Annotated in this window: 18 protein-coding genes, 1 pseudogene and 3 riboswitches; of the genes and pseudogenes, 1 reads left to right on the forward strand and 18 read right to left on the reverse strand. The window is 41.0% G+C overall.

Annotated elements, in window-relative coordinates:
* Nucleotides 1-144 precede the first annotated feature (144 nt).
* The 5 genes from HT708_RS03685 to HT708_RS03705 all read right to left on the reverse strand — a co-directional run bounded on the left by HT708_RS03685 (nt 145) and on the right by HT708_RS03705 (nt 5,614).
* Nucleotides 145-492, reverse strand: a complete 348-nt coding sequence (locus HT708_RS03685) for a VOC family protein (protein WP_172926003.1) — start codon at nt 490-492, stop codon at nt 145-147.
* 110 nt (nt 493-602) lie between these two features.
* Nucleotides 603-2,378 carry a pyruvate oxidase gene (spxB, locus tag HT708_RS03690; protein ID WP_023941447.1) on the reverse strand — a complete coding sequence of 592 codons (1,776 nt, stop codon included), beginning with the start codon at nt 2,376-2,378 and terminating at the stop codon, nt 603-605.
* A 205-nt stretch (nt 2,379-2,583) separates the two neighbouring features.
* Nucleotides 2,584-4,827 carry a heavy metal translocating P-type ATPase gene (locus tag HT708_RS03695; protein ID WP_172926004.1) on the reverse strand — a complete coding sequence of 748 codons (2,244 nt, stop codon included), beginning with the start codon at nt 4,825-4,827 and terminating at the stop codon, nt 2,584-2,586.
* Nucleotides 4,828-4,836: 9 nt separating this feature from the next.
* The gene (locus tag HT708_RS03700; protein ID WP_172926005.1) at nt 4,837-5,208 is read right to left on the reverse strand and encodes a cupredoxin domain-containing protein; all 372 of its coding nucleotides are present in this window, start codon (nt 5,206-5,208) and stop codon (nt 4,837-4,839) included.
* A gap of 10 nt (nt 5,209-5,218) precedes the next feature.
* Nucleotides 5,219-5,614 (reverse strand): CopY/TcrY family copper transport repressor, encoded by a 396-nt coding sequence (locus HT708_RS03705; RefSeq protein ID WP_172926009.1) that lies wholly within the window; start codon nt 5,612-5,614, stop codon nt 5,219-5,221.
* A gap of 183 nt (nt 5,615-5,797) precedes the next feature.
* Nucleotides 5,798-5,896, forward strand: a riboswitch (TPP riboswitch).
* Nucleotides 5,897-5,979: 83 nt separating this feature from the next.
* Between HT708_RS03705 and thiD the strand changes: the two genes are divergently transcribed.
* On the forward strand, nt 5,980-6,771 hold the full coding sequence (thiD, locus tag HT708_RS03710) for a bifunctional hydroxymethylpyrimidine kinase/phosphomethylpyrimidine kinase (RefSeq protein ID WP_172926006.1): 792 nt from the start codon (nt 5,980-5,982) through the stop codon (nt 6,769-6,771).
* Nucleotides 6,772-6,843: 72 nt separating this feature from the next.
* Here thiD and HT708_RS12125 read toward each other — a convergent pair whose 3' ends face one another.
* From HT708_RS12125 to HT708_RS03775, 13 genes and pseudogenes are all read right to left on the reverse strand, one after another.
* Nucleotides 6,844-6,966 (reverse strand): hypothetical protein, encoded by a 123-nt coding sequence (locus tag HT708_RS12125; protein WP_258953717.1) that lies wholly within the window; start codon nt 6,964-6,966, stop codon nt 6,844-6,846.
* 10 nt (nt 6,967-6,976) lie between these two features.
* A complete protein-coding gene (gene thiE, locus HT708_RS03715; protein WP_023941452.1) occupies nt 6,977-7,609 on the reverse strand; it encodes a thiamine phosphate synthase in 633 nt (210 codons plus the stop codon).
* Nucleotides 7,602-8,405 carry a hydroxyethylthiazole kinase gene (locus tag HT708_RS03720; protein ID WP_001156960.1) on the reverse strand — a complete coding sequence of 268 codons (804 nt, stop codon included), beginning with the start codon at nt 8,403-8,405 and terminating at the stop codon, nt 7,602-7,604. The genes thiE (HT708_RS03715) and HT708_RS03720 overlap by 8 nt, the downstream gene beginning before the upstream one ends.
* Nucleotides 8,405-8,929, reverse strand: a complete 525-nt coding sequence (gene thiW / locus HT708_RS03725) for an energy coupling factor transporter S component ThiW (protein ID WP_050208623.1) — start codon at nt 8,927-8,929, stop codon at nt 8,405-8,407. The genes HT708_RS03720 and thiW overlap by 1 nt, the downstream gene beginning before the upstream one ends.
* Nucleotides 8,930-8,934: 5 nt before the next feature.
* On the reverse strand, nt 8,935-9,624 hold the full coding sequence (tenA, locus tag HT708_RS03730) for a thiaminase II (RefSeq protein WP_000397182.1): 690 nt from the start codon (nt 9,622-9,624) through the stop codon (nt 8,935-8,937).
* 10 nt (nt 9,625-9,634) lie between these two features.
* Complete coding sequence (locus HT708_RS03735; protein WP_000241367.1) at nt 9,635-10,285, reverse strand: energy-coupling factor transporter transmembrane component T; 651 nt, start codon at nt 10,283-10,285, stop codon at nt 9,635-9,637.
* Nucleotide 10,286: 1 nt separating this feature from the next.
* Nucleotides 10,287-11,672, reverse strand: a complete 1,386-nt coding sequence (locus HT708_RS03740) for an ABC transporter ATP-binding protein (RefSeq protein ID WP_050208621.1) — start codon at nt 11,670-11,672, stop codon at nt 10,287-10,289.
* The gene (locus HT708_RS03745) at nt 11,673-12,233 is read right to left on the reverse strand and encodes an ECF transporter S component (protein WP_000915290.1); all 561 of its coding nucleotides are present in this window, start codon (nt 12,231-12,233) and stop codon (nt 11,673-11,675) included. It abuts the gene before it with no gap.
* A 155-nt stretch (nt 12,234-12,388) separates the two neighbouring features.
* Nucleotides 12,389-12,477, reverse strand: a riboswitch (TPP riboswitch).
* A gap of 209 nt (nt 12,478-12,686) precedes the next feature.
* Nucleotides 12,687-13,316, reverse strand: coding sequence for a thiamine phosphate synthase (gene thiE, locus HT708_RS03750; RefSeq protein ID WP_172926007.1), 630 nt, complete (start codon nt 13,314-13,316; stop codon nt 12,687-12,689).
* 1 nt (nt 13,317) lies between these two features.
* Nucleotides 13,318-14,100: a hydroxyethylthiazole kinase gene (gene thiM, locus HT708_RS03755; protein ID WP_050223509.1), complete on the reverse strand. Its 783-nt coding sequence runs from the start codon at nt 14,098-14,100 to the stop codon at nt 13,318-13,320.
* 270 nt (nt 14,101-14,370) lie between these two features.
* Nucleotides 14,371-15,039 (reverse strand): TenA family protein, encoded by a 669-nt coding sequence (locus HT708_RS03765; protein WP_023941460.1) that lies wholly within the window; start codon nt 15,037-15,039, stop codon nt 14,371-14,373.
* Nucleotides 15,040-15,256: 217 nt separating this feature from the next.
* Nucleotides 15,257-15,345, reverse strand: a riboswitch (TPP riboswitch).
* 148 nt (nt 15,346-15,493) lie between these two features.
* A complete protein-coding gene (gene lctO / locus HT708_RS03770) occupies nt 15,494-16,630 on the reverse strand; it encodes an L-lactate oxidase (RefSeq protein WP_000120711.1) in 1,137 nt (378 codons plus the stop codon).
* 401 nt (nt 16,631-17,031) lie between these two features.
* Nucleotides 17,032-17,336 (reverse strand): annotated as a pseudogene (locus HT708_RS03775) (IS630 family transposase); the annotation flags it as partial.

Below are 17,336 nucleotides of genomic sequence, written 5' to 3' on the forward strand. Positions count from 1 at the left end.
CTAGAATGCTTTTTGAAAGCAGATGAGTATTATATGCAATTTCTTTATAATAAAAAGACCGGATTGCTCCGATCTTTTCAATAGTTCGTATTCTCAATTTCTGTTTTAAAAATAGCTAAGGTTAACGTCAAATGACTAAGCGTCCTATTTCATACGATAAAAATCAATCACTAGACCAGCAGGACCTTTTACAATCAAGGATTCTGTTCCCCAATCCGTTTCACAAGGACCGTGTAAAATCTCGACACCGATCTCTTTTAAACGTTGGTAATTCTGATTTAGATCCTCAACCTCGATATGAACAATGATTCCTGACTGAAAGTTTTCCAAAGGAACCAAATGATTTTGAGACAACATCAGACAGTGACTGCCAATCGTAAACTGAGCAAAACCATCATCAGCATAATCTGCCTTTTTATCCAATATATGCTCCAAGTCAGTACAGACTTGGGGAACATTTGAAACGATAATATCTAATTGATTTAAATTCATTTACTCTCCTCCATAAAAAGACCGGATTGCTCCGATCTTTTAAAGTTCCGCTCTATGAAAATCAAAGAATAAAGTCTACAAGTTTCATATTTGATTTTCGGCGAGAGGAATTATTTAATTGCGCGTGATTGCAACCCTTCTTCTTCCAAGAAGAGACGGAATGGTACGAGTTCTTCTGCTTCGTATTTTTCTTTGAAGGCTTTGATAGCTTCTTCTGAGTGAAGTTTTGGATCCAATTCAAGTACTTCTACTGGAAGTGGACGGTGTGGAGTGATGCGAGCATCGATCACAATAGTTTTACCTTCTTTGTTGAGTTTAACAGCTTCTGCAACAACTGCATCGATGTCTTCGATACGGTCAACTGTAAATCCTACAGCACCTTGCGCTTCAGCGATTTTCGCATAGTCAGCATTAGAGAAGTCACAACCAAACAAGTGTTTGTTTGTGTCTTCGTATTTGTCCTTGATGAAGGCATATTTACCATTTGAGAAGACAACATTGATAACTGGAAGGTCGTATTGAACGTTTGTGATAACGTCTGGGTAGCACATGTTGAATGCACCGTCACCCATGATGTTCCATACTTGGCGATCTGGATTGTCTTTCTTAGCAGCGATACCACCAGGAAGGGCAATACCCATTGTCGCAAAGAGTGGAGATGTACGCCACATGTTCTTAGGTGTCATGTGAAGGTGACGAGTAGATGTTTGAGTAGTGTCACCTACGTCGATTGAGTAGATAGCGTCTTGATCAGCATGTTTGTTGATTGCATTGTAAACTTGATACAATTGCAATTCACCCTCAGTTTTACCTTCGAGTTTGTTCATGTAATCACGCCAGTTTTGGTTGTTCTTCACGTTTGCACGCCACCATGGAGTAGATTCAACTGGATTCACTTTGTCAAGGATTGCTTTGGCTGCTTGACCTGCATCACCAAGGATTGAAGCGTCAAGGGCGTGACGTTTACCAAGTTTGTAAGGGTCAATATCAACTTGAATGAATTTTTCAGTGTTCTTGAATGCTTCGTAAACTTCAGCAAATGGGAAGTTTGAACCAAGGAAAAGAACTGTGTCTGCTTCAAAGACCACTTCGTTGGCTGGCTTCCAACCAACACGGTAAGCAGAACCTGTCAAACCTTCATAGTTCCATTCGAAAGCTTCAAAGTTTTTACCAGTTGTGATAATTGGTGCTTTGATTTTACGTGACAATTCAGTGATCACTTCACCAGCTTTAACACCACCGTAACCAGCATAGATAACTGGACGTTCAGCATTGTTCAAGATTTCAACAGCTTTGTCGATTTCAACTTCGTTCAAAGCAGGAGCGATAAATGAACGCTCGTATGAACCTGATCCATAGTATGAGTTTTCGTCGATTTCTTGGAAACCAAAGTTTACTGGGATTTCCACAACAGCTGGACCTTTTTTAGAGACTGCAGCACGGCAAGCTTCGTCGATTACTTTTGGTAATTGCTCAGCGTAAGCTACGCGTTTGTTGTATACAGCGATACCGTTGTACATTGGGTTTTGGTTCAATTCTTGGAAAGCATCCATGTTCAATTCATTAACTGGACGTGATCCAAGGATCGCTAGGAATGGAGTGTTATCCATAGCTGCATCGTAAACACCGTTAATCAAGTGAGTCGCACCTGGACCACCTGAACCAACTGCAACCCCGATTGAGCCACCGAATTTAGCTTGCATAACCGCTGCAAGAGAACCTGTCTCTTCATGGCGAACTTGCAAGAAGCGGATATCTTTGTCTTCAGCCAAAGCGTCCATCAATGAGCTGAGTGTTCCTGATGGGATACCGTAGATTGTATCTACGCCCCATGTTTTCAATACGTTAAGCATTGCTGCAGATGCAGTAATTTTTCCTTGAGTCATAGTGATAACTCTCCTTCAATTTTTTAGACTTGGAGAATACGATTACATAGAATTGGAAACGTTCTCCAAATTTTTACTATTCCACTATATCATATTTATGTTGACTTTTCTAAAAATCTGCTCAAAACTCTCTACTTTCTATTCTAATACAGTTTTGAAAGTGCTGCCATTCCTGTTTTATAACAAAGAAATCTAGTCATTACTTTTAGTCTATTTTACTAAAGTTTAGTAAGAGTGAACTAGTCAGAACAGATACAGAACTAAAGGCCATGGCTAGACCTGCCAATTCTGGAGTGAGCGCCAGTCCAACACCAGAAAAGACTCCTGCTGCAATCGGAATTCCGACGACATTGTAGATAAAGGCCCAGAAAAGATTGAGCAGAATTCGATTAAAGGTTTTCTTACTCATGTCAAAGGCACGCACCACGCCTAGGAGGTTATTGATTGTCAACACTAAATCTGCTGACTCGATGGCAATATCTGTTCCAGCCCCCATAGCAATTCCCACATCTGCTACACTGAGGGCAGGGGCATCATTGATACCGTCCCCAACAAAGGCTACTTTACCAGCTGATTGTAGTTTATGAATTTCATGGGCTTTTTCTTCTGGCAAGACACCTGCAATGACCTCTTCGATTCCGATCTGATCGGCAATAGCACGCGCCACACCTGCATTATCTCCTGTCAGCATGACTGTTTTAAGGCCACGCTTTTTCAACTGACTGATGGCTAGCTTGGCATTTTCCTTGGGAATATCTTGTAGTGCAAGCAAGCCTTTGATTTCATTGTCAACAGCCAAGAACACAACTGTCTTAGCTTCTTTTTCTAGTTCTTCTAGTTTATCTTGATAAGTGCTAGAAATGTTCATGCCATCCAGCATTTTAGCATTTCCAAGCAAAACTTGTTTTCCATTGATTTGCCCTGAGACACCTTTTCCGTGCAAGGCTTGGAAATTTTCAACAGTGTGAAACTCAAGTCCAGCTTCACTCGCTCGTTTCACAACGGCTTCAGCCAGTGGGTGTTGAGAAGCTTCTTCCAAGGAAGCTGCCAATCCAAGCACTTCTACTTCGTCGCCGATGATATCTGTGACCACAGGTTTCCCTTCCGTCAAAGTCCCGGTCTTATCAAAGACGATAGTTTGAACTTTCTGGATTTCCTGTAGAACCGTTCCATTTTTGAGGAGAACTCCCATCTTGGCACTGCGACCTGTCCCCACCATAAGGGCTGTCGGTGTTGCAAGTCCCAATGCACAAGGGCAGGCAATAATCAGAACTGCTACTCCATAGAGAAGCGAAGACACAAAGCTCGACCCAAGCACAACTACACTATCCCTGAGCAAGACGAACCAAACCCAAAAGGTCACAATCCCTAAAATGACAACTGCTGGGACAAAAATCCCTGAAATTTTATCCGTCAAGTCCTGAATCGGCGCACGACTTGTCTGAGCTTTCTTCACAAAATCCACAATCTGAGCCAAAACAGTCTCTGAACCGACTTTTTCTGCTCTAAAAACAAGTGTTCCACTATTATTGATGGTTGAGCCAATGACAGTATCTCCAACTGTCTTGTCCACAGGCAGACTCTCACCTGTCACCATAGACTCATCAATACTAGAGACACCTTCTACTACGACACCATCAACCGCAATCTTTTCACCGGGACGCACTCGAATCAGGTCACCTACCTTGACTTGCTCCAAAGGGACTTGAACATAGCTTTCCTCACGCAAGACTTCTGCTGTTTTAGCCTGCAAGTCCAGCAATTTCTCCACAGCTTGGGAAGTATTTTTCCGCATTTTCTCCTCAAAAACGGCTCCCATAAGAACGAAGAAGAAGATAAATGCAGCACTTTCAAAGTAAACGGGGAGACCAGCGAAGAGGGCAACTAGGCTATAACCATAGGCCACTAGGGTTCCCAGAGCAACCAAGGTATCCATGTTGGCATTGTGCTTTTTAAAACTAGCCCAAGCACTTTGGATATAAGGCCCACCTGCTACTAGCATAATCGGTGTTGTGGCTAAAAAGGTTCCCCAACGCAGGACTTGGTGACTAATTCCTCCTGTCGACATCCCAATCATGAGAATCACAAGAGGCACAGTAAAGATACTAGTAATCCAAAAACGCTGTAAAAGTGATAGAGATTTTCGAGTCTTCTCAACTACGGTATAACTCCCCTTTTGCATCTTCATGCCACAAGAAAATTCATGTTGGCCTAATTCTTGAGGAGTAAAACGAATTGTCTTCTCTTCGTCTACGCCGATTGGTTCCAAGATGCCTTCTTCCTCAAAAAGAATTTCCTTATAACAGTTTGAAGGTGTCACACGGTGAAAGGTGATCTCAGCAGGAACTCCCTTTTGCAGTTGAATGTGGGCTGGATGGTAGCCTTTGTCTGCCGTGATACGGATTTTTTGAACACCATTTTCAAGATTTGCTTTTATAATTTCAGTCATATCATTCTCCTATTCTACAATCAGCTTGCCGTGCATCATATTCATGCCACAAGAGAAACCATACTCTCCAGCCTGCTCAGGCGTGATTTCCACTACATACTCTTCCCCCATAGGCAGGTCCGCATGTACACCAAAATCTGGAAAAACAATTTGGTCCAAACATGGTGAAGGATCCTTGCGGTCAAAGACAATGCGGGCTGGCACTGATTTCTTGAGGATAATCAACTCAGGCGTATAGCCCCCCATGACTTCCACTCGAATCTCTTGGTAGCCCTTTTTTTGCTGGGCCTTTTGTCCAGATTTTTCAGGCTTTTTGAAAAACCAAAACAAGATAAACGCGATAAGGGCAATACAAACAATGGTTACAATACTATTTAACATGACGTCTCCTTTACATACAATTACATCTTACTTCTGTTACAGCGCTTGATTTCTTCTCAGAAATCACAGCTTCCAAGTCTTCTAAGTCAGCCTGAGTAAAATCACATTCAGTAATCAAATCAGCCAACAAGTTCTTAATCCTACGGGAACAAACCTTGTCCTTAATATCTTGGACAAGTAAATCCCGACTTTGGTCCAAAGTTAAAAGGGCTGAATAGACAAAGGACTTGCCTTCTTTTTTCCTCGTCAGACACTCTTTCTCAACCAAACGAGCCAAAAGAGTTTGAACTGTGGACTTGGACCAGTCAAACCGCTCCGCCAGAACCCTAATCAAATCTGAACTGGTCTGCTCCCCCTGCATCCAAATAATCTTCATGACCTGCCATTCTGCATCTGAAATCTGCATCATCACACCTCCAAAATCTACATTTGTCGATTACAATTGTCAGTATACTCTTAAAATCTACAATTGTCAATTATTAAAATGCTTATTACTTCTAAAAATAAATTTTTAACTATTTAGTAAACAATTTTCAGTCAAATATTACTATATAAACAATAAAAATATGCTATACTAAAGAAAAAAGAAAACAACCACTAGGGGTGCGTAAAGCTGAGATTAACGACTGTTAGATCCCTCTGACTCAATCTAGGTAATGCTAGCTGATGGAAGTGGAAATGATAATGGGGACTAGCAGTCTTCTATTGCCTTCCTGAAACAGATTAGCTTGTTCTTAAGAATACAAACTTCAGTTGGTTGGGAGGTTTTAGATGACTTATTTACCCGTTGCTTTGACCATTGCAGGGACTGACCCTAGTGGTGGTGCTGGCATTATGGCTGACTTAAAGTCGTTCCAAGCTAGAGATGTCTATGGAATGGCTGTTGTGACTAGCCTTGTTGCTCAAAATACCAGAGGTGTTCAGCTAATCGAGCACGTTTCTCCTCAAATGTTGGAAGCCCAATTGGACAGTGTATTTTCTGATATTCCACCTCAGGCTGTAAAAACTGGGATGTTGGCAACTACCGAAATCATGGAAATCATCCAGCCCTATCTTAAAAAGCTGGATTGTCCCTATGTTTTAGATCCAGTTATGGTAGCGACTAGCGGAGATGCCTTGATCGACTCAGTTGCTAGAGACTATCTCAAAACAAACCTGCTTCCCCTTGCAACCATTATCACGCCCAATCTTCCTGAGGCAGAAGAGATTGTTGGTTTTTCAATCCATGACCCCGAAGACATGCAGCGTGCTGGTCGCCTGATTTTAAAAGAATTTGTTCCTCAGTCTGTGGTCATCAAAGGTGGCCATCTCGAAGGCGGTGCCAAGGATTTCCTCTTTACAAAGGATGAGCAATTTGTCTGGGAAAGCCCACGAATTCAAACCTGTCACACCCATGGTACTGGATGTACCTTTGCTGCAGTGATTACGGCTGAACTAGCCAAGGGGAAAACCCTCTATCAAGCAGTTGATAAGGCCAAGGCCTTTATCACAAAAGCCATCCAAGACGCCCCTCAACTCGGTCATGGTTCTGGCCCAGTCAACCATACAATCTTTAAAGATTAAAAAAACTCTCTAGTTCCCACTTTAAGGGAATTAGAGAGTTTTTATACTCTTCGAAAATCTCTTCAAACTACGTCAGCTTCCATCTGCAACCTCAAAACACTGTTTTGAGCTGACTTCGTCAGTCTTATCTAAAACCTCAAGGCAGGGCTTTGGGCAAGCTGCGGCTAGCTTCCTAGTTTGCTCTTTGATTTTCATTGAGTATTAGTTAGGAAATAATGTCATCCAACTTTGATAAAAAGGCTTGGGTTTTTGCCTCAATATCTTCTGCCTGCATCAGATCGCGTACGACTGCTACTCCAGCTATGCCAGTGCCCATAAGCTGGTCAATGTTCTCTGAAGTCAAGCCTCCAATAGCAACTACTGGAATGGCAACCGTTTGGCAAATTGTTTTCAAGGTTGAAATCAGGGTGATAGGCGCATTTTCCTTGGTGGTAGTTGGGAAAATGGCTCCTGTCCCCAAGTAATCTGCACCTGATGTTTCTGCTTCCAGAGCTCTTTTAACCGTTTTAGCGGTGACACCTAGGATTTTATCAGGTCCCAAGACTTGTCGGGCAACCGAAACGGGTAATTCATCATCTCCGATATGCAGACCTGCTGCATCAACCGCAAGACAAACATCCAACCGATCATCGATTATCAAGGGTACCTGATAAACATCTGTTATTTCCTTGACTTGTTTTGCCAGTTGATAATATTGATGGGTTGTGAGATTTTTTTCTCGTAATTGAACTATGGTAACCCCTGAACGGCAGGCCGTCTCAACTTTTGCAAGAAAGCTTTCCACGGAATCTTGATAGCGATTGGTTACCAGATATAGTCTAAGTGCTTCTCTATTCATAAACCTCTCCTTTGATGGCATCTAGCCAATTTTCATCTCTTTTGAGGAGCGAAAGCTGATTGAGTACTTGGTAACGAAATTCTTCCAATCCCATTCCTTGAACAACTATTTTCTCAGCAGCGATATTGAGATAAGAGACTGCTAAGCAAGAAGCTTCAAAACCAGTCTTTCCTTGGCTGAGAAAAACAGCTGTTAAGGCTCCAACCAAGTCTCCTGTCCCTGTTATCCAGTCTAACTCTACACAGCCATTCTCCAATACAGCAACCTGATTCTTCGAAACGATAAGATCCTTGGGGCCAGTGACTAAGAATGACATACCAGGATAGGTCTGACACCAGTCTTTCAAGACTTGAAGCAAATCCTCCGTTTCTTGATCTTTAGCACTCGCATCGACCCCAACGCCGTGGTGTTTTAAGCCAACAAGACTTCGAATTTCTGACATGTTTCCTTTAAGGACCGTTGGGCTATAGTCTAAGAGGTCTTTAACTAAGCTCTTACGAATGGAGGAAGCCGTTACGCCAACCGCATCTACTACCATTGGGAGAGAAACTTGAGCTGCATACGAGGCTGCCATGCGGATTGCTTTTTCCTTCTCAGCTGACAAATGCCCCAAATTGATGAAGAGAGCCTGACTTTGCTTAGTAAAATCAAGAACCTCACGGGGATCATCTGCCATGACAGGTTTGCATCCCAGAGCCAAAATCCCATTTGCCAGCATCTCACAAGAAATCTCATTGGTCATACAGTGAATAAGAGAACTCGTTTCCAGAGGAAAAGGATTTATCAATTCCTGCATCATTCTATCCTTTCACCAAAGAAATATCCCTGCACTTTTTTAAAGAATTCCTGCTTGATTAAAAATCGAAAAGCAATAAAGGAAATCGCTGTACCAATCAAGGTTGCTCCGAAAAATCGAGGAGTATAGATAAACCAGCTGAGCTTAGCAGCTGATCCTGTAAAGAGCACCATAACAGGATAGGAAACAATAGAACCAATGATACCTGTTCCCAAAATCTCTCCTAGAGCAGAATAGTGAAATTTTCGACCGTACTTATAAAAGAGACCTGCTAGAAGGGCTCCAAAAGTTGCTCCTGTAAGAGCTAAAGGTGGAATCCCTTGAGTTGTCATACGGATAAAAGCTGTCACTGTAGCCATAGCCAAGGCATAAACAGGTCCCATCATGATTCCTGCTAGAATATTGACTACACTGGACATCGGTGCCATTCCCTCAATCCGAAAGATAGGTGTAAGGACTACATCAAGGGCAATCATCATAGATAAAATGGTTAATTTGTGAACTTGTAATTGGTGCTTTCTCATGTTTATTATTCTCCTTTTTCTAAAGACTGTAAATCGCTCTTCCATGTCTGGTGTTGGTAGGCCATTTCCCAAAACTTGGCTTCCATATGAACACTGATGTGGAAGGCATCTAGCATTTTTTTCCTGTCTGTCTCGTCACTTTCTCGATAGAGTTGATTGACCAGCGCTCCCTCCTCTCTGATCTGCTGCTCTAACTCATCCGTAATATAAGTTTCAATCCATTGTTGGTAGAGAGGATTTGGTGATGGTTTAAGATTAAGTGATTTGCCTATATCATGGTATAACCAAGGACAAGGCAGCAAACTTGCAAAGGCAATGGCTAAGTTCGGCTCTGCAAATTGCCTATAAATATGTGAAATGTAATGATAACAGGTTGGAGCGATTGGATGTTGCTCCATTTCCTGGTCGCTGATTGCCAATTCCTTGAAAAATTGTTGGCGGATGAATAACTCACCCTCCACTAAACCCTGAGCATTTTGTTTCAAGAGCCTTTTCATCTCTTGGTTTGAAGTCTTATCAGCCAAAAGGTGATAGATTTCCGAGAAGGCCTTCAGATAGTAGGCATCCTGAATCAGGTAATAGCGGAAAATGGCAGGTTCTAAATTTCCCTCTTGTAATTGTAAAATAAAGGGATGATGAAAGGAAGCCTGCCAAGCTTCCTTGGATAATTCCATCGCAATATCTGTAAATTCCATAATAACTCCTTTATAAAAATAGACTGGTTTGAAGCAATAAAAAGAAAAGCAGGTAGATTAATTTTGTTTTTTTAGGAATATAAAAAGTCCGATAGTTATTCTTCAACTGTGCATGTTCGTCATATCCATGCGCCGATAGAGCTCTCAGGTAAAGATGGCGCCACCTAAAGACCGTCATCAAAACCTTACTGTAAATCAAGGGCGACCAAAAATGTAGTTCTTGACCGCGTAATAGGCAAGCTTCTTTGAGGGATTTGATTTCTTTCTGGATAAGGGGAAAGGAATTGAATACCACAATCAAGGCATAGGCCCATGACCGTGATAGCCCCTTTTGAGCCAAGTACAAGAGAAGCTCTTTTAGGGAAATAGAAGAAATAAAGACAAGGCCAATACAAACGGTCACAAAGGCCCTCGTTCCAAGCATGACTGCCTGTGAAGCATCTCCGTGTAACTGAACTGCCCAGTAGTTGGCAAAAGATGGTAAAATGGCAAGTATGATCATCCAAGCTAACATTTTAAATCGACGGTAATAGAGCATAAAGAGAATACAAAATGCGACTACCGAAAGATTCAGAGCAATCGAAGGAATGAAAGATGTTTCCAAGGATAAAATCAGCAAGAAGAGACTGATAATTGGTGTCTGGGTTGCTACTTTGACCATACTATCTCACCTCCCCTTGAGTATTGCTACTCTGAGATGTGAGTGGTTTGGCAATGGTCACTTCTTTCACATGACTGAGACCCTGACTAGTCATCTCAATCCAATAATCAACCACAGAGATCAAAGGATCTAAACGATGGCTAATGATCAAAAAACTTCTTCCTTGATTCCTCTCCTCCACAATCCACTGACAGAAATAATGGCAGGCTCTATCATCCAAACCTGCAAAAGGTTCATCTAGCAAAATCACGGAAGCCTTACTAGTCAAGATGGTCAAGAGCTGAAGAATCTTTTGCTGGCCACCACTTAATTGATAGGGACTCTTATCGAGTGACTGCTCCAAATCAAAATATCGTAAGGCTTGAAGAATACGCTGATTTCTTTCAGAATCAGGTCCATCTAATTGAAGTTCCTCTCGCAGACTGACTCGGATAAACTGCTTCTCAGCTTCCTGAACAATACTCGTCAGTTCACGGTACAAACTCTTTTTCTTTTTCAGGACTGTCCCCTTCCAGGTAATGCGTCCCTTATACTTTTGAAATTGAAGAATAGACCGAAAGAGGGTTGATTTCCCGACACCATTGTCACCCAGGATACAGGAAATTCCTTGGTAAAATCTGAAATCAATAATCGAAAAGAGGGAGCGCTTATCCAGCTCACAAGTCATTCGATCCATATGTAACAATTCCGGGCTAGAAGCAACTTTCTTTGAAGCAACCTGTATCATCTCAGAGGAAGGGATTTGAAACACTTCCCTTAGTTGTCCGTCTCTTAGCTCCACCATATGGTCGATATAGGCTTCATAGTCTGATAAATCATGGTCGCACAGGATGACTGCCTTCCCATTAGAGGCTAACTCTTTTAGAATCTCCAATATCTCGATTCTGCTCTTGCGGTCAATGGAAGCGAAGGGCTCATCCAAGAGATAGACCCTAGGATTCATGGCAAAGAGGACAGCCAAAGCAGCCTTTTGCTTTTCCCCACCTGATAAGTGATGGATGGGACGGTGCAAGATCTTCTCACAGCGACATTGTAGAACCACCTCTGCTATTTTAGAATCAATTTCCTGAAGGTGATAGCCGATATTCTCCAAGGTAAAAATCAGCTCCTCAAACAAATTCTCCATGGTAAACTGATGATTGGGATTTTGAAAGAGAATACCAACCGTTTGGACACGTTCGATGATAGAAAGCTGACTGACTTCGCTCCCATCTATCAGTACTTGACCGCTATAGGGAAGAGAACTGACTTGGGCGATCATTTGAAAGAGACTCGATTTTCCTGAACCACTGCTCCCAACTAACAAGGTAAAGGCTTGCTCATGAAAAGTAAAATCAATCGGTTCCGAAAAAATTGGGGACTGAATCTCCCGTAATTCCAGACCCATCTATGCTTTTCCTCCAGTTGCAAACTGATGATAGAGTTTGACAATGGCACGAACCAAGATGGTACAGAAGAAATAAACAGAAATAAAACGTACCACAAGCAAGGAAAGGACAAACGGAAGGGAAAAGGCGTAGTAACCTAACTTAATGTATTCATAGACAAAGCTAACAAGCGTAATCCCAATACTATTGGCAGTTAGAGAGAGCCAACTCTCATAGCGATTCTTGGTTACGATAAAACCAAGTTCACTTCCCAAACCTTGAACCAAGCCAGACAAAAGAGCGCCTAGACCGAATTGGCTACCATAAAGGACTTCAGCAAGCGCAGCTAGTACTTCTCCAATCGTTGCACTTCCGACTCTCGGAACAAAGATGGCAGCAATGGGCGCAGCCATACACCAGAGACCGAAGAGGATTTCATTGGCAAAGGCCTGCAAACCAAGAGGTGTTAAGAGTAGGCTGAGAATATTATACACATATCCTGAACCAACGAAAACCCCACCAAAAAAGATAGACAAGAAAGCAAGCAAGATAACATCTTTTAACTGCCATTTTTTCAACATAAAAAACTCCTTTTTTAAAGAAAAGTGGGGCACTCAAGGTGAGCTACCAAAAGGTTTATATCACCTTCATCCAGTTTCGTAAAAGAAAAAACTCTAATTACAGATAGGAATTAGAGTTTAGCTTACAAGATTAGACCGTTCTTTTCGACATACGAAAAAAACATTTCACATTTCCCTTCGCCAGTCTTAACTGTATCAGGTTCAATGGGTATCATCTCAGCCTAAAGCACCCCAAATGTCTTTATTATTTAATTATATAACTATTATAACAAATGATTTATTACAATTCAAGAAATTGAACTGGAAATACAGCCTTGCACTCACAAAGACAGCAGATCTTTCTTTTGAAAAAACCAAATGTCTTGTTTGATAGATTAGCTATTTAAACTGAATCTGGATATATCTTTTTAGAAAAGGAAAACTTCCACTTACTTAGAATCCAAGGATAGATACCTATTGTTCACTCATTTCCCGAACAGTTTTTTCTATATTTTTTGCATACGATATTGCTGAAATGATTGAAACACCGTCAACATTAGTCTTCATAATGTCTTTAATATGTTGCGTCTGTATCCCACCAATTGCAACTAAGGGCATTTGTGGCAATAGTTTTCTCATCAATTTAAGACCTTCATAACCTATAGCGCCACCAGCATCATCTTTTGACTGGGTATCAAATACAGGACCAACACCAACATAATCTACATATTCAACTTTTGACTGTTGAAATTCTTTCTCGTTTTTTATAGAAAGACCAATTATTTTATCTGGCATCAATTTTCTAATTTCATCAACTCCAAGGTCATCTTGTCCTACATGTACGCCATCAGCGTCAATTTCCATCGCCAAATCAATATCATCATTAACAATAAACGGAACATTGTATTTTTTACAAAGATCCTGTAGTTTAATTGCTACTTCGACTTTTTCTTTACCTTCTAAGGCTCCCTCCCCTTTTTCACGAAATTGAAATAAGGTTATACCACCTTTTAAGGCTTCCTCAACGACTCTATATAGATCTTTACCTTGGCAAGTAGTCGTTCCACAAATAAAATATAGTTTTAGTAATTCTTTATAAAACATCTTACTTCACTCTTTTGAATTCCTTTACATCTTCATCTGTAATCTCGTATAAGGCATTCATAAATTCAACTTTAAATGTTCCAGGAAGATGTCCATTTGGACGTTTTTCTGCCATTTCTCCAGCGATATTGTAAACCAACATTGCTGTTTCTAATGATTTCAATTCTTGACCTTTTTCTAGTCCGATAAAGCTTGCTACCACTGCCCCTAATAAACATCCTGTCCCAATGACTTTTGGCATCATGGCACTACCATTATGAATCGTTACCACTTCTCCATTAACAGCAATCGCATCAACTTCTCCAGTCACTACTATTGGAATATGAAACTTAGCGTTGGCTGCTAGAGCAATCTCATCAATATTATCCACACCAGCACTATCTACTCCTTTAGATGCCACATTTATACCTACTAAAGAAGCAATCTCTCCAGCATTCCCCCTAATCGCAGCTAGTTTGTAATTGTTGATTAAATCATCTGCTACTTTTTTTCTATATTCTCCTGCTCCACAGGCTACAGGATCTAAAACTGCTGGGACATTATATTTCTCTGCAATTTTCAGAGCAGCTTGGTATAATTTCCAATTATCATCCGTTAAAGTCCCAATGTTAATCAATAATCCTCCAGCATATTTTAATAGATCTTCTAAGTCTGCTGGGTACTCGCTCATAGCTGGTGAGGCACCCAGTGCTACTAATCCATTTGCTGTGAAATTTTTTACCACATCATTGGTGATGCAAATGACCAATGGTGCTTTTTCTTTTAATAATTTTAAACTTGTCATATTGAATTCCTTCCTTTTCACTTTATACGATCTACTGATTTCGGTTTATCTCTATCTTTCGTTAAGAAATTTTTCAGTTACATTGAATGATTTATACTCAATGAAAATCAAAGAACAAACTAGGAAGCTAACCGCAAGTTGCTCAAAGCACTGCTTTGNNTTGAGGTTGCAGATAGAACACCATACCTACGGCAAGGTGAAGCTGACGTGGTTTGAAGAGATTTTCGAAGAGTATTAACTCATCAAATTTGTAAATATCATGAGCCTTCTCTAGGCATCATAACCAATATCAAAAAAGGCTAATTCTAAAGCGACCGCTTGATTCCAGCGTTGCTGAAGCTCTGTCAAATCTTCTCGACCTTTTCCGACACGATTGAGTTCGTCAACCAGAAATTGAACCCACTCTGCAAAGAAAGGACCTCTGTGGAGATTGATCCATTCCGAATGAATATAGGCTTCAGGAAGAGCCAAAGCTTTAGAACCCCAGTCTAAATAGAGTCCTTCTGCAATGACCAGCATGACCAAAAGATGGGCATAGTCTGATGAAGCCACTGCCGAGTACATTAGATTCTGAAAGGCTTTTGTTACAGGGTGCAAGCTCACTTCTAGATAGTCATTCTCAGATACGTTTAACTCTTTGAAAGCCTTTTGGAAATAGCCATCTTCATCTGCTTCAAGAAAGCCTAGTTGTTTGGCAAAACGAAGCTTGGATTCAAGCTGGTCTGCGTGGGCTACGCAGGAACCCAACATGGATAAGAAGGCATCAAAGAAGTGATAATCTTGAATCAGGTAGTCTTTTAAGGCCTTATTCTCAATTGTCCCTGCAAAAAGTTCCTTAACAAAACGATGATTGATTGCAGCCTGCCAATCCTTCTGACTGCTTTTTAATAATTCTCCAACAGTCAAACCTGGCTGAAATGCATAAACCTGTGTTTCCATATTTACTTCTCCTCTCTTTACTTGTTAGTAATTAATAAAACACCAAGAAATACCAAGTAAAATCGTAATTCCACTTGATCCTTTTAAAGAACATCGAGGGCATTTGCAGAGAGCTACCTAAACAAGCCTACCCAGTTTTATATAAACAAAAAAACTCCAATTACAATCAAGAATTAGAGTTGACTTACAAGATTAGACCGTTCATTTCACCATACGAAAAAAACTGTTCACATTTCCCTTCGCCAGTCTTAACTGTATCAGGTTCAATGGGTATCATCTCAGCCTAAAGCACCCCAAATGTCTTTATTATTTAATTACTAGACCATTATAACAGAAATTGAAAGCCCTAGCAAGATATTTGACCGAAAAATATCTTTATATAGTTTTTGATAGCGATTTATTCTTCCAATACACGAAGAAAAAACTCCACATTCAGTGGAGGCAATCTCTTTTATCAATACAATTTTAAGTCACGAGGGTCAACTGGGAAGGTTGGGTTGTATGGGTTGTGACGAAGTTTGAAGTGTTTGACATCTTCAATGGTCTGAGTTCCAGACAATTGCATAACTGTCTTCAATTCCGCATTCAAGTGTTCAAAGACTTGACGCACACCGACACTACCACCGAGAGCCAAGCCATAAATAACAGGGCGACCAATAGCTACCAAGTCTGCTCCTGAAGCCAAGGCTTTAAAGACGTGTTGACCACGACGAACACCAGAGTCAAAGACAATCGGCACACGTCTATCAACTGCTTCTGCCACTTCTTGAAGCGAGTCAAAGGCAGCTGGTCCACCGTCGATTTGACGACCACCGTGGTTGGTTACCCAGATACCAGAAGCTCCTGCAGCAAGCGAACGTTCAACGTCCTCACGGCATTGTGGTCCCTTGACATACACAGGAAGACCAGAGTATTCAGCGATAAATTCTACATCGCGTGGAGACAAGCGTTGTTTAGCTGATTTGTAAACAAAGTCCATTGATTTACCAGCACCTTCTGGCAGGTATTCTTCAACAATCGGCATGCCAACTGGGAAGACAAAACCATTACGCTTATCCACCTCACGATTGCCCCCTACAGTAGCATCTGCCGTCAAGACAATCGCCTTATAACCTTCAGCCTTCACACGGTCCATGATGTGGCGGTTGATACCGTCATCCTTACTAAAGTAAAATTGGAACCAATGAGGTGTCCCTTGAAGGGCTTCAGAAATCTCTGGAAGGTCAACAGTAGAGTAAGAACTGGTTGTATAAAGAGAACCGAACTCATGCACACCACGCGCAGTCGCCACTTCACCCTGTTCATTCGCTAATTTATGAGCCGCAACAGGCGCCATAATGATTGGTGAGGATAGTTTTTCACCCGCAAATTCAATCTCTGTACTTGGATTTTCAACATCGCAAAGCGTATGTGGAACGATGAGTTTGTGGTTAAAGGCACGGATATTCTCTCTTAAAGTGAAAGTATCTTCTGCCCCACTAGCAATATAGCCAAATGCTGCTTTAGGGATCACTTGTTGCGCCATTGGCTCCAAATCATAGGTATTAATGAAATCTACATGCCCTTCTGCATTGCTTGTTTTGTATGACATAAACTGTCCTCCTTGATTAAGTAAGCGTTTGCTTTTTACTATACATCTATAATAACTCTTTTTTCAATCATTTTCAAGAGTTTTGCTTAAAAACAATCTTATTTTTCATACAATATATTAGCCCTACTTTCCTTAAACTCTAAACTTTAGTCTATATTAGGTGATACTCAATGAAAATCAAAGAGCAAACTAGGAAGCTAGCCGCAAGCTGTACTTGAGTACGGTAAGGCGACGCTGACGCGGTTTGAATTTGATTTTCGAAGAGTATGAATCGTTGAGATTTTTTGCTGCCAGGCATTTGAACTACTTTTTTATTTGCTGATTCTATCTACTAATGCTATAAAAAAACAAGTGAATAAGACACCAGAACATCCTCTAATAGGGCCTATGGACTTATATAGTCATTTAGTTTTAAAAAAGCGTTCCAAACATTCAAAAATAGTTGGGACTTCCCTTAATAAATCTGTTACTTTCTTTTTCAAGATAGCCCAAGCTTGCTCAATAGGATTCAAATCTGGTGAATATGGCGGTAGAGGTAAGAAAAAGTGTTTATCTTGGATGCAGAGTTCATCCAAAATGTTCTTGGGATCAAAACTAGCATTGTCCATGATAATAACATGAGGTGTCTTCAAAGCAGGCAGGAGTTGCGTTTTGAACCACTCCACAAAGAAATCGCTTGTCCTGCTGTTCTTGTAAATCATGGGAG

This window comes from Streptococcus sp. 3613 (assembly GCF_013277375.1).
GTDB classification, from domain to species: domain Bacteria; phylum Bacillota; class Bacilli; order Lactobacillales; family Streptococcaceae; genus Streptococcus; species Streptococcus pseudopneumoniae.

Bases quoted from the DNA above. Each gene is read 5' to 3' on its own strand.
- thiD (WP_172926006.1), top strand. From the start codon at position 5,980: ATGACTTATTTACCCGTTGCTTTGACCATTGCAGGGACTGACCCTAGT.
- thiE (WP_023941452.1), bottom strand. From the start codon at position 7,609: ATGAATAGAGAAGCACTTAGACTATATCTGGTAACCAATCGCTATCAA.
- HT708_RS03735 (WP_000241367.1), bottom strand. From the start codon at position 10,285: ATGGTCAAAGTAGCAACCCAGACACCAATTATCAGTCTCTTCTTGCTG.
- HT708_RS03700 (WP_172926005.1), bottom strand. From the start codon at position 5,208: ATGTTAAATAGTATTGTAACCATTGTTTGTATTGCCCTTATCGCGTTT.
- thiM (WP_050223509.1), bottom strand. From the start codon at position 14,100: ATGACAAGTTTAAAATTATTAAAAGAAAAAGCACCATTGGTCATTTGC.
- HT708_RS03695 (WP_172926004.1), bottom strand. From the start codon at position 4,827: ATGACTGAAATTATAAAAGCAAATCTTGAAAATGGTGTTCAAAAAATC.
- HT708_RS03720 (WP_001156960.1), bottom strand. From the start codon at position 8,405: ATGCAGGAATTGATAAATCCTTTTCCTCTGGAAACGAGTTCTCTTATT.
- thiW (WP_050208623.1), bottom strand. From the start codon at position 8,929: ATGAGAAAGCACCAATTACAAGTTCACAAATTAACCATTTTATCTATG.
- lctO (WP_000120711.1), bottom strand. From the start codon at position 16,630: ATGTCATACAAAACAAGCAATGCAGAAGGGCATGTAGATTTCATTAAT.
- HT708_RS03765 (WP_023941460.1), bottom strand. From the start codon at position 15,039: ATGGAAACACAGGTTTATGCATTTCAGCCAGGTTTGACTGTTGGAGAA.
- HT708_RS12125 (WP_258953717.1), bottom strand. From the start codon at position 6,966: ATGAAAATCAAAGAGCAAACTAGGAAGCTAGCCGCAGCTTGCCCAAAG.
- HT708_RS03740 (WP_050208621.1), bottom strand. From the start codon at position 11,672: ATGGGTCTGGAATTACGGGAGATTCAGTCCCCAATTTTTTCGGAACCG.
- HT708_RS03745 (WP_000915290.1), bottom strand. From the start codon at position 12,233: ATGTTGAAAAAATGGCAGTTAAAAGATGTTATCTTGCTTGCTTTCTTG.
- thiE (WP_172926007.1), bottom strand. From the start codon at position 13,316: ATGTTTTATAAAGAATTACTAAAACTATATTTTATTTGTGGAACGACT.
- spxB (WP_023941447.1), bottom strand. From the start codon at position 2,378: ATGACTCAAGGAAAAATTACTGCATCTGCAGCAATGCTTAACGTATTG.
- HT708_RS03705 (WP_172926009.1), bottom strand. From the start codon at position 5,614: ATGCAGATTTCAGATGCAGAATGGCAGGTCATGAAGATTATTTGGATG.
- HT708_RS03685 (WP_172926003.1), bottom strand. From the start codon at position 492: ATGAATTTAAATCAATTAGATATTATCGTTTCAAATGTTCCCCAAGTC.
- tenA (WP_000397182.1), bottom strand. From the start codon at position 9,624: ATGGAATTTACAGATATTGCGATGGAATTATCCAAGGAAGCTTGGCAG.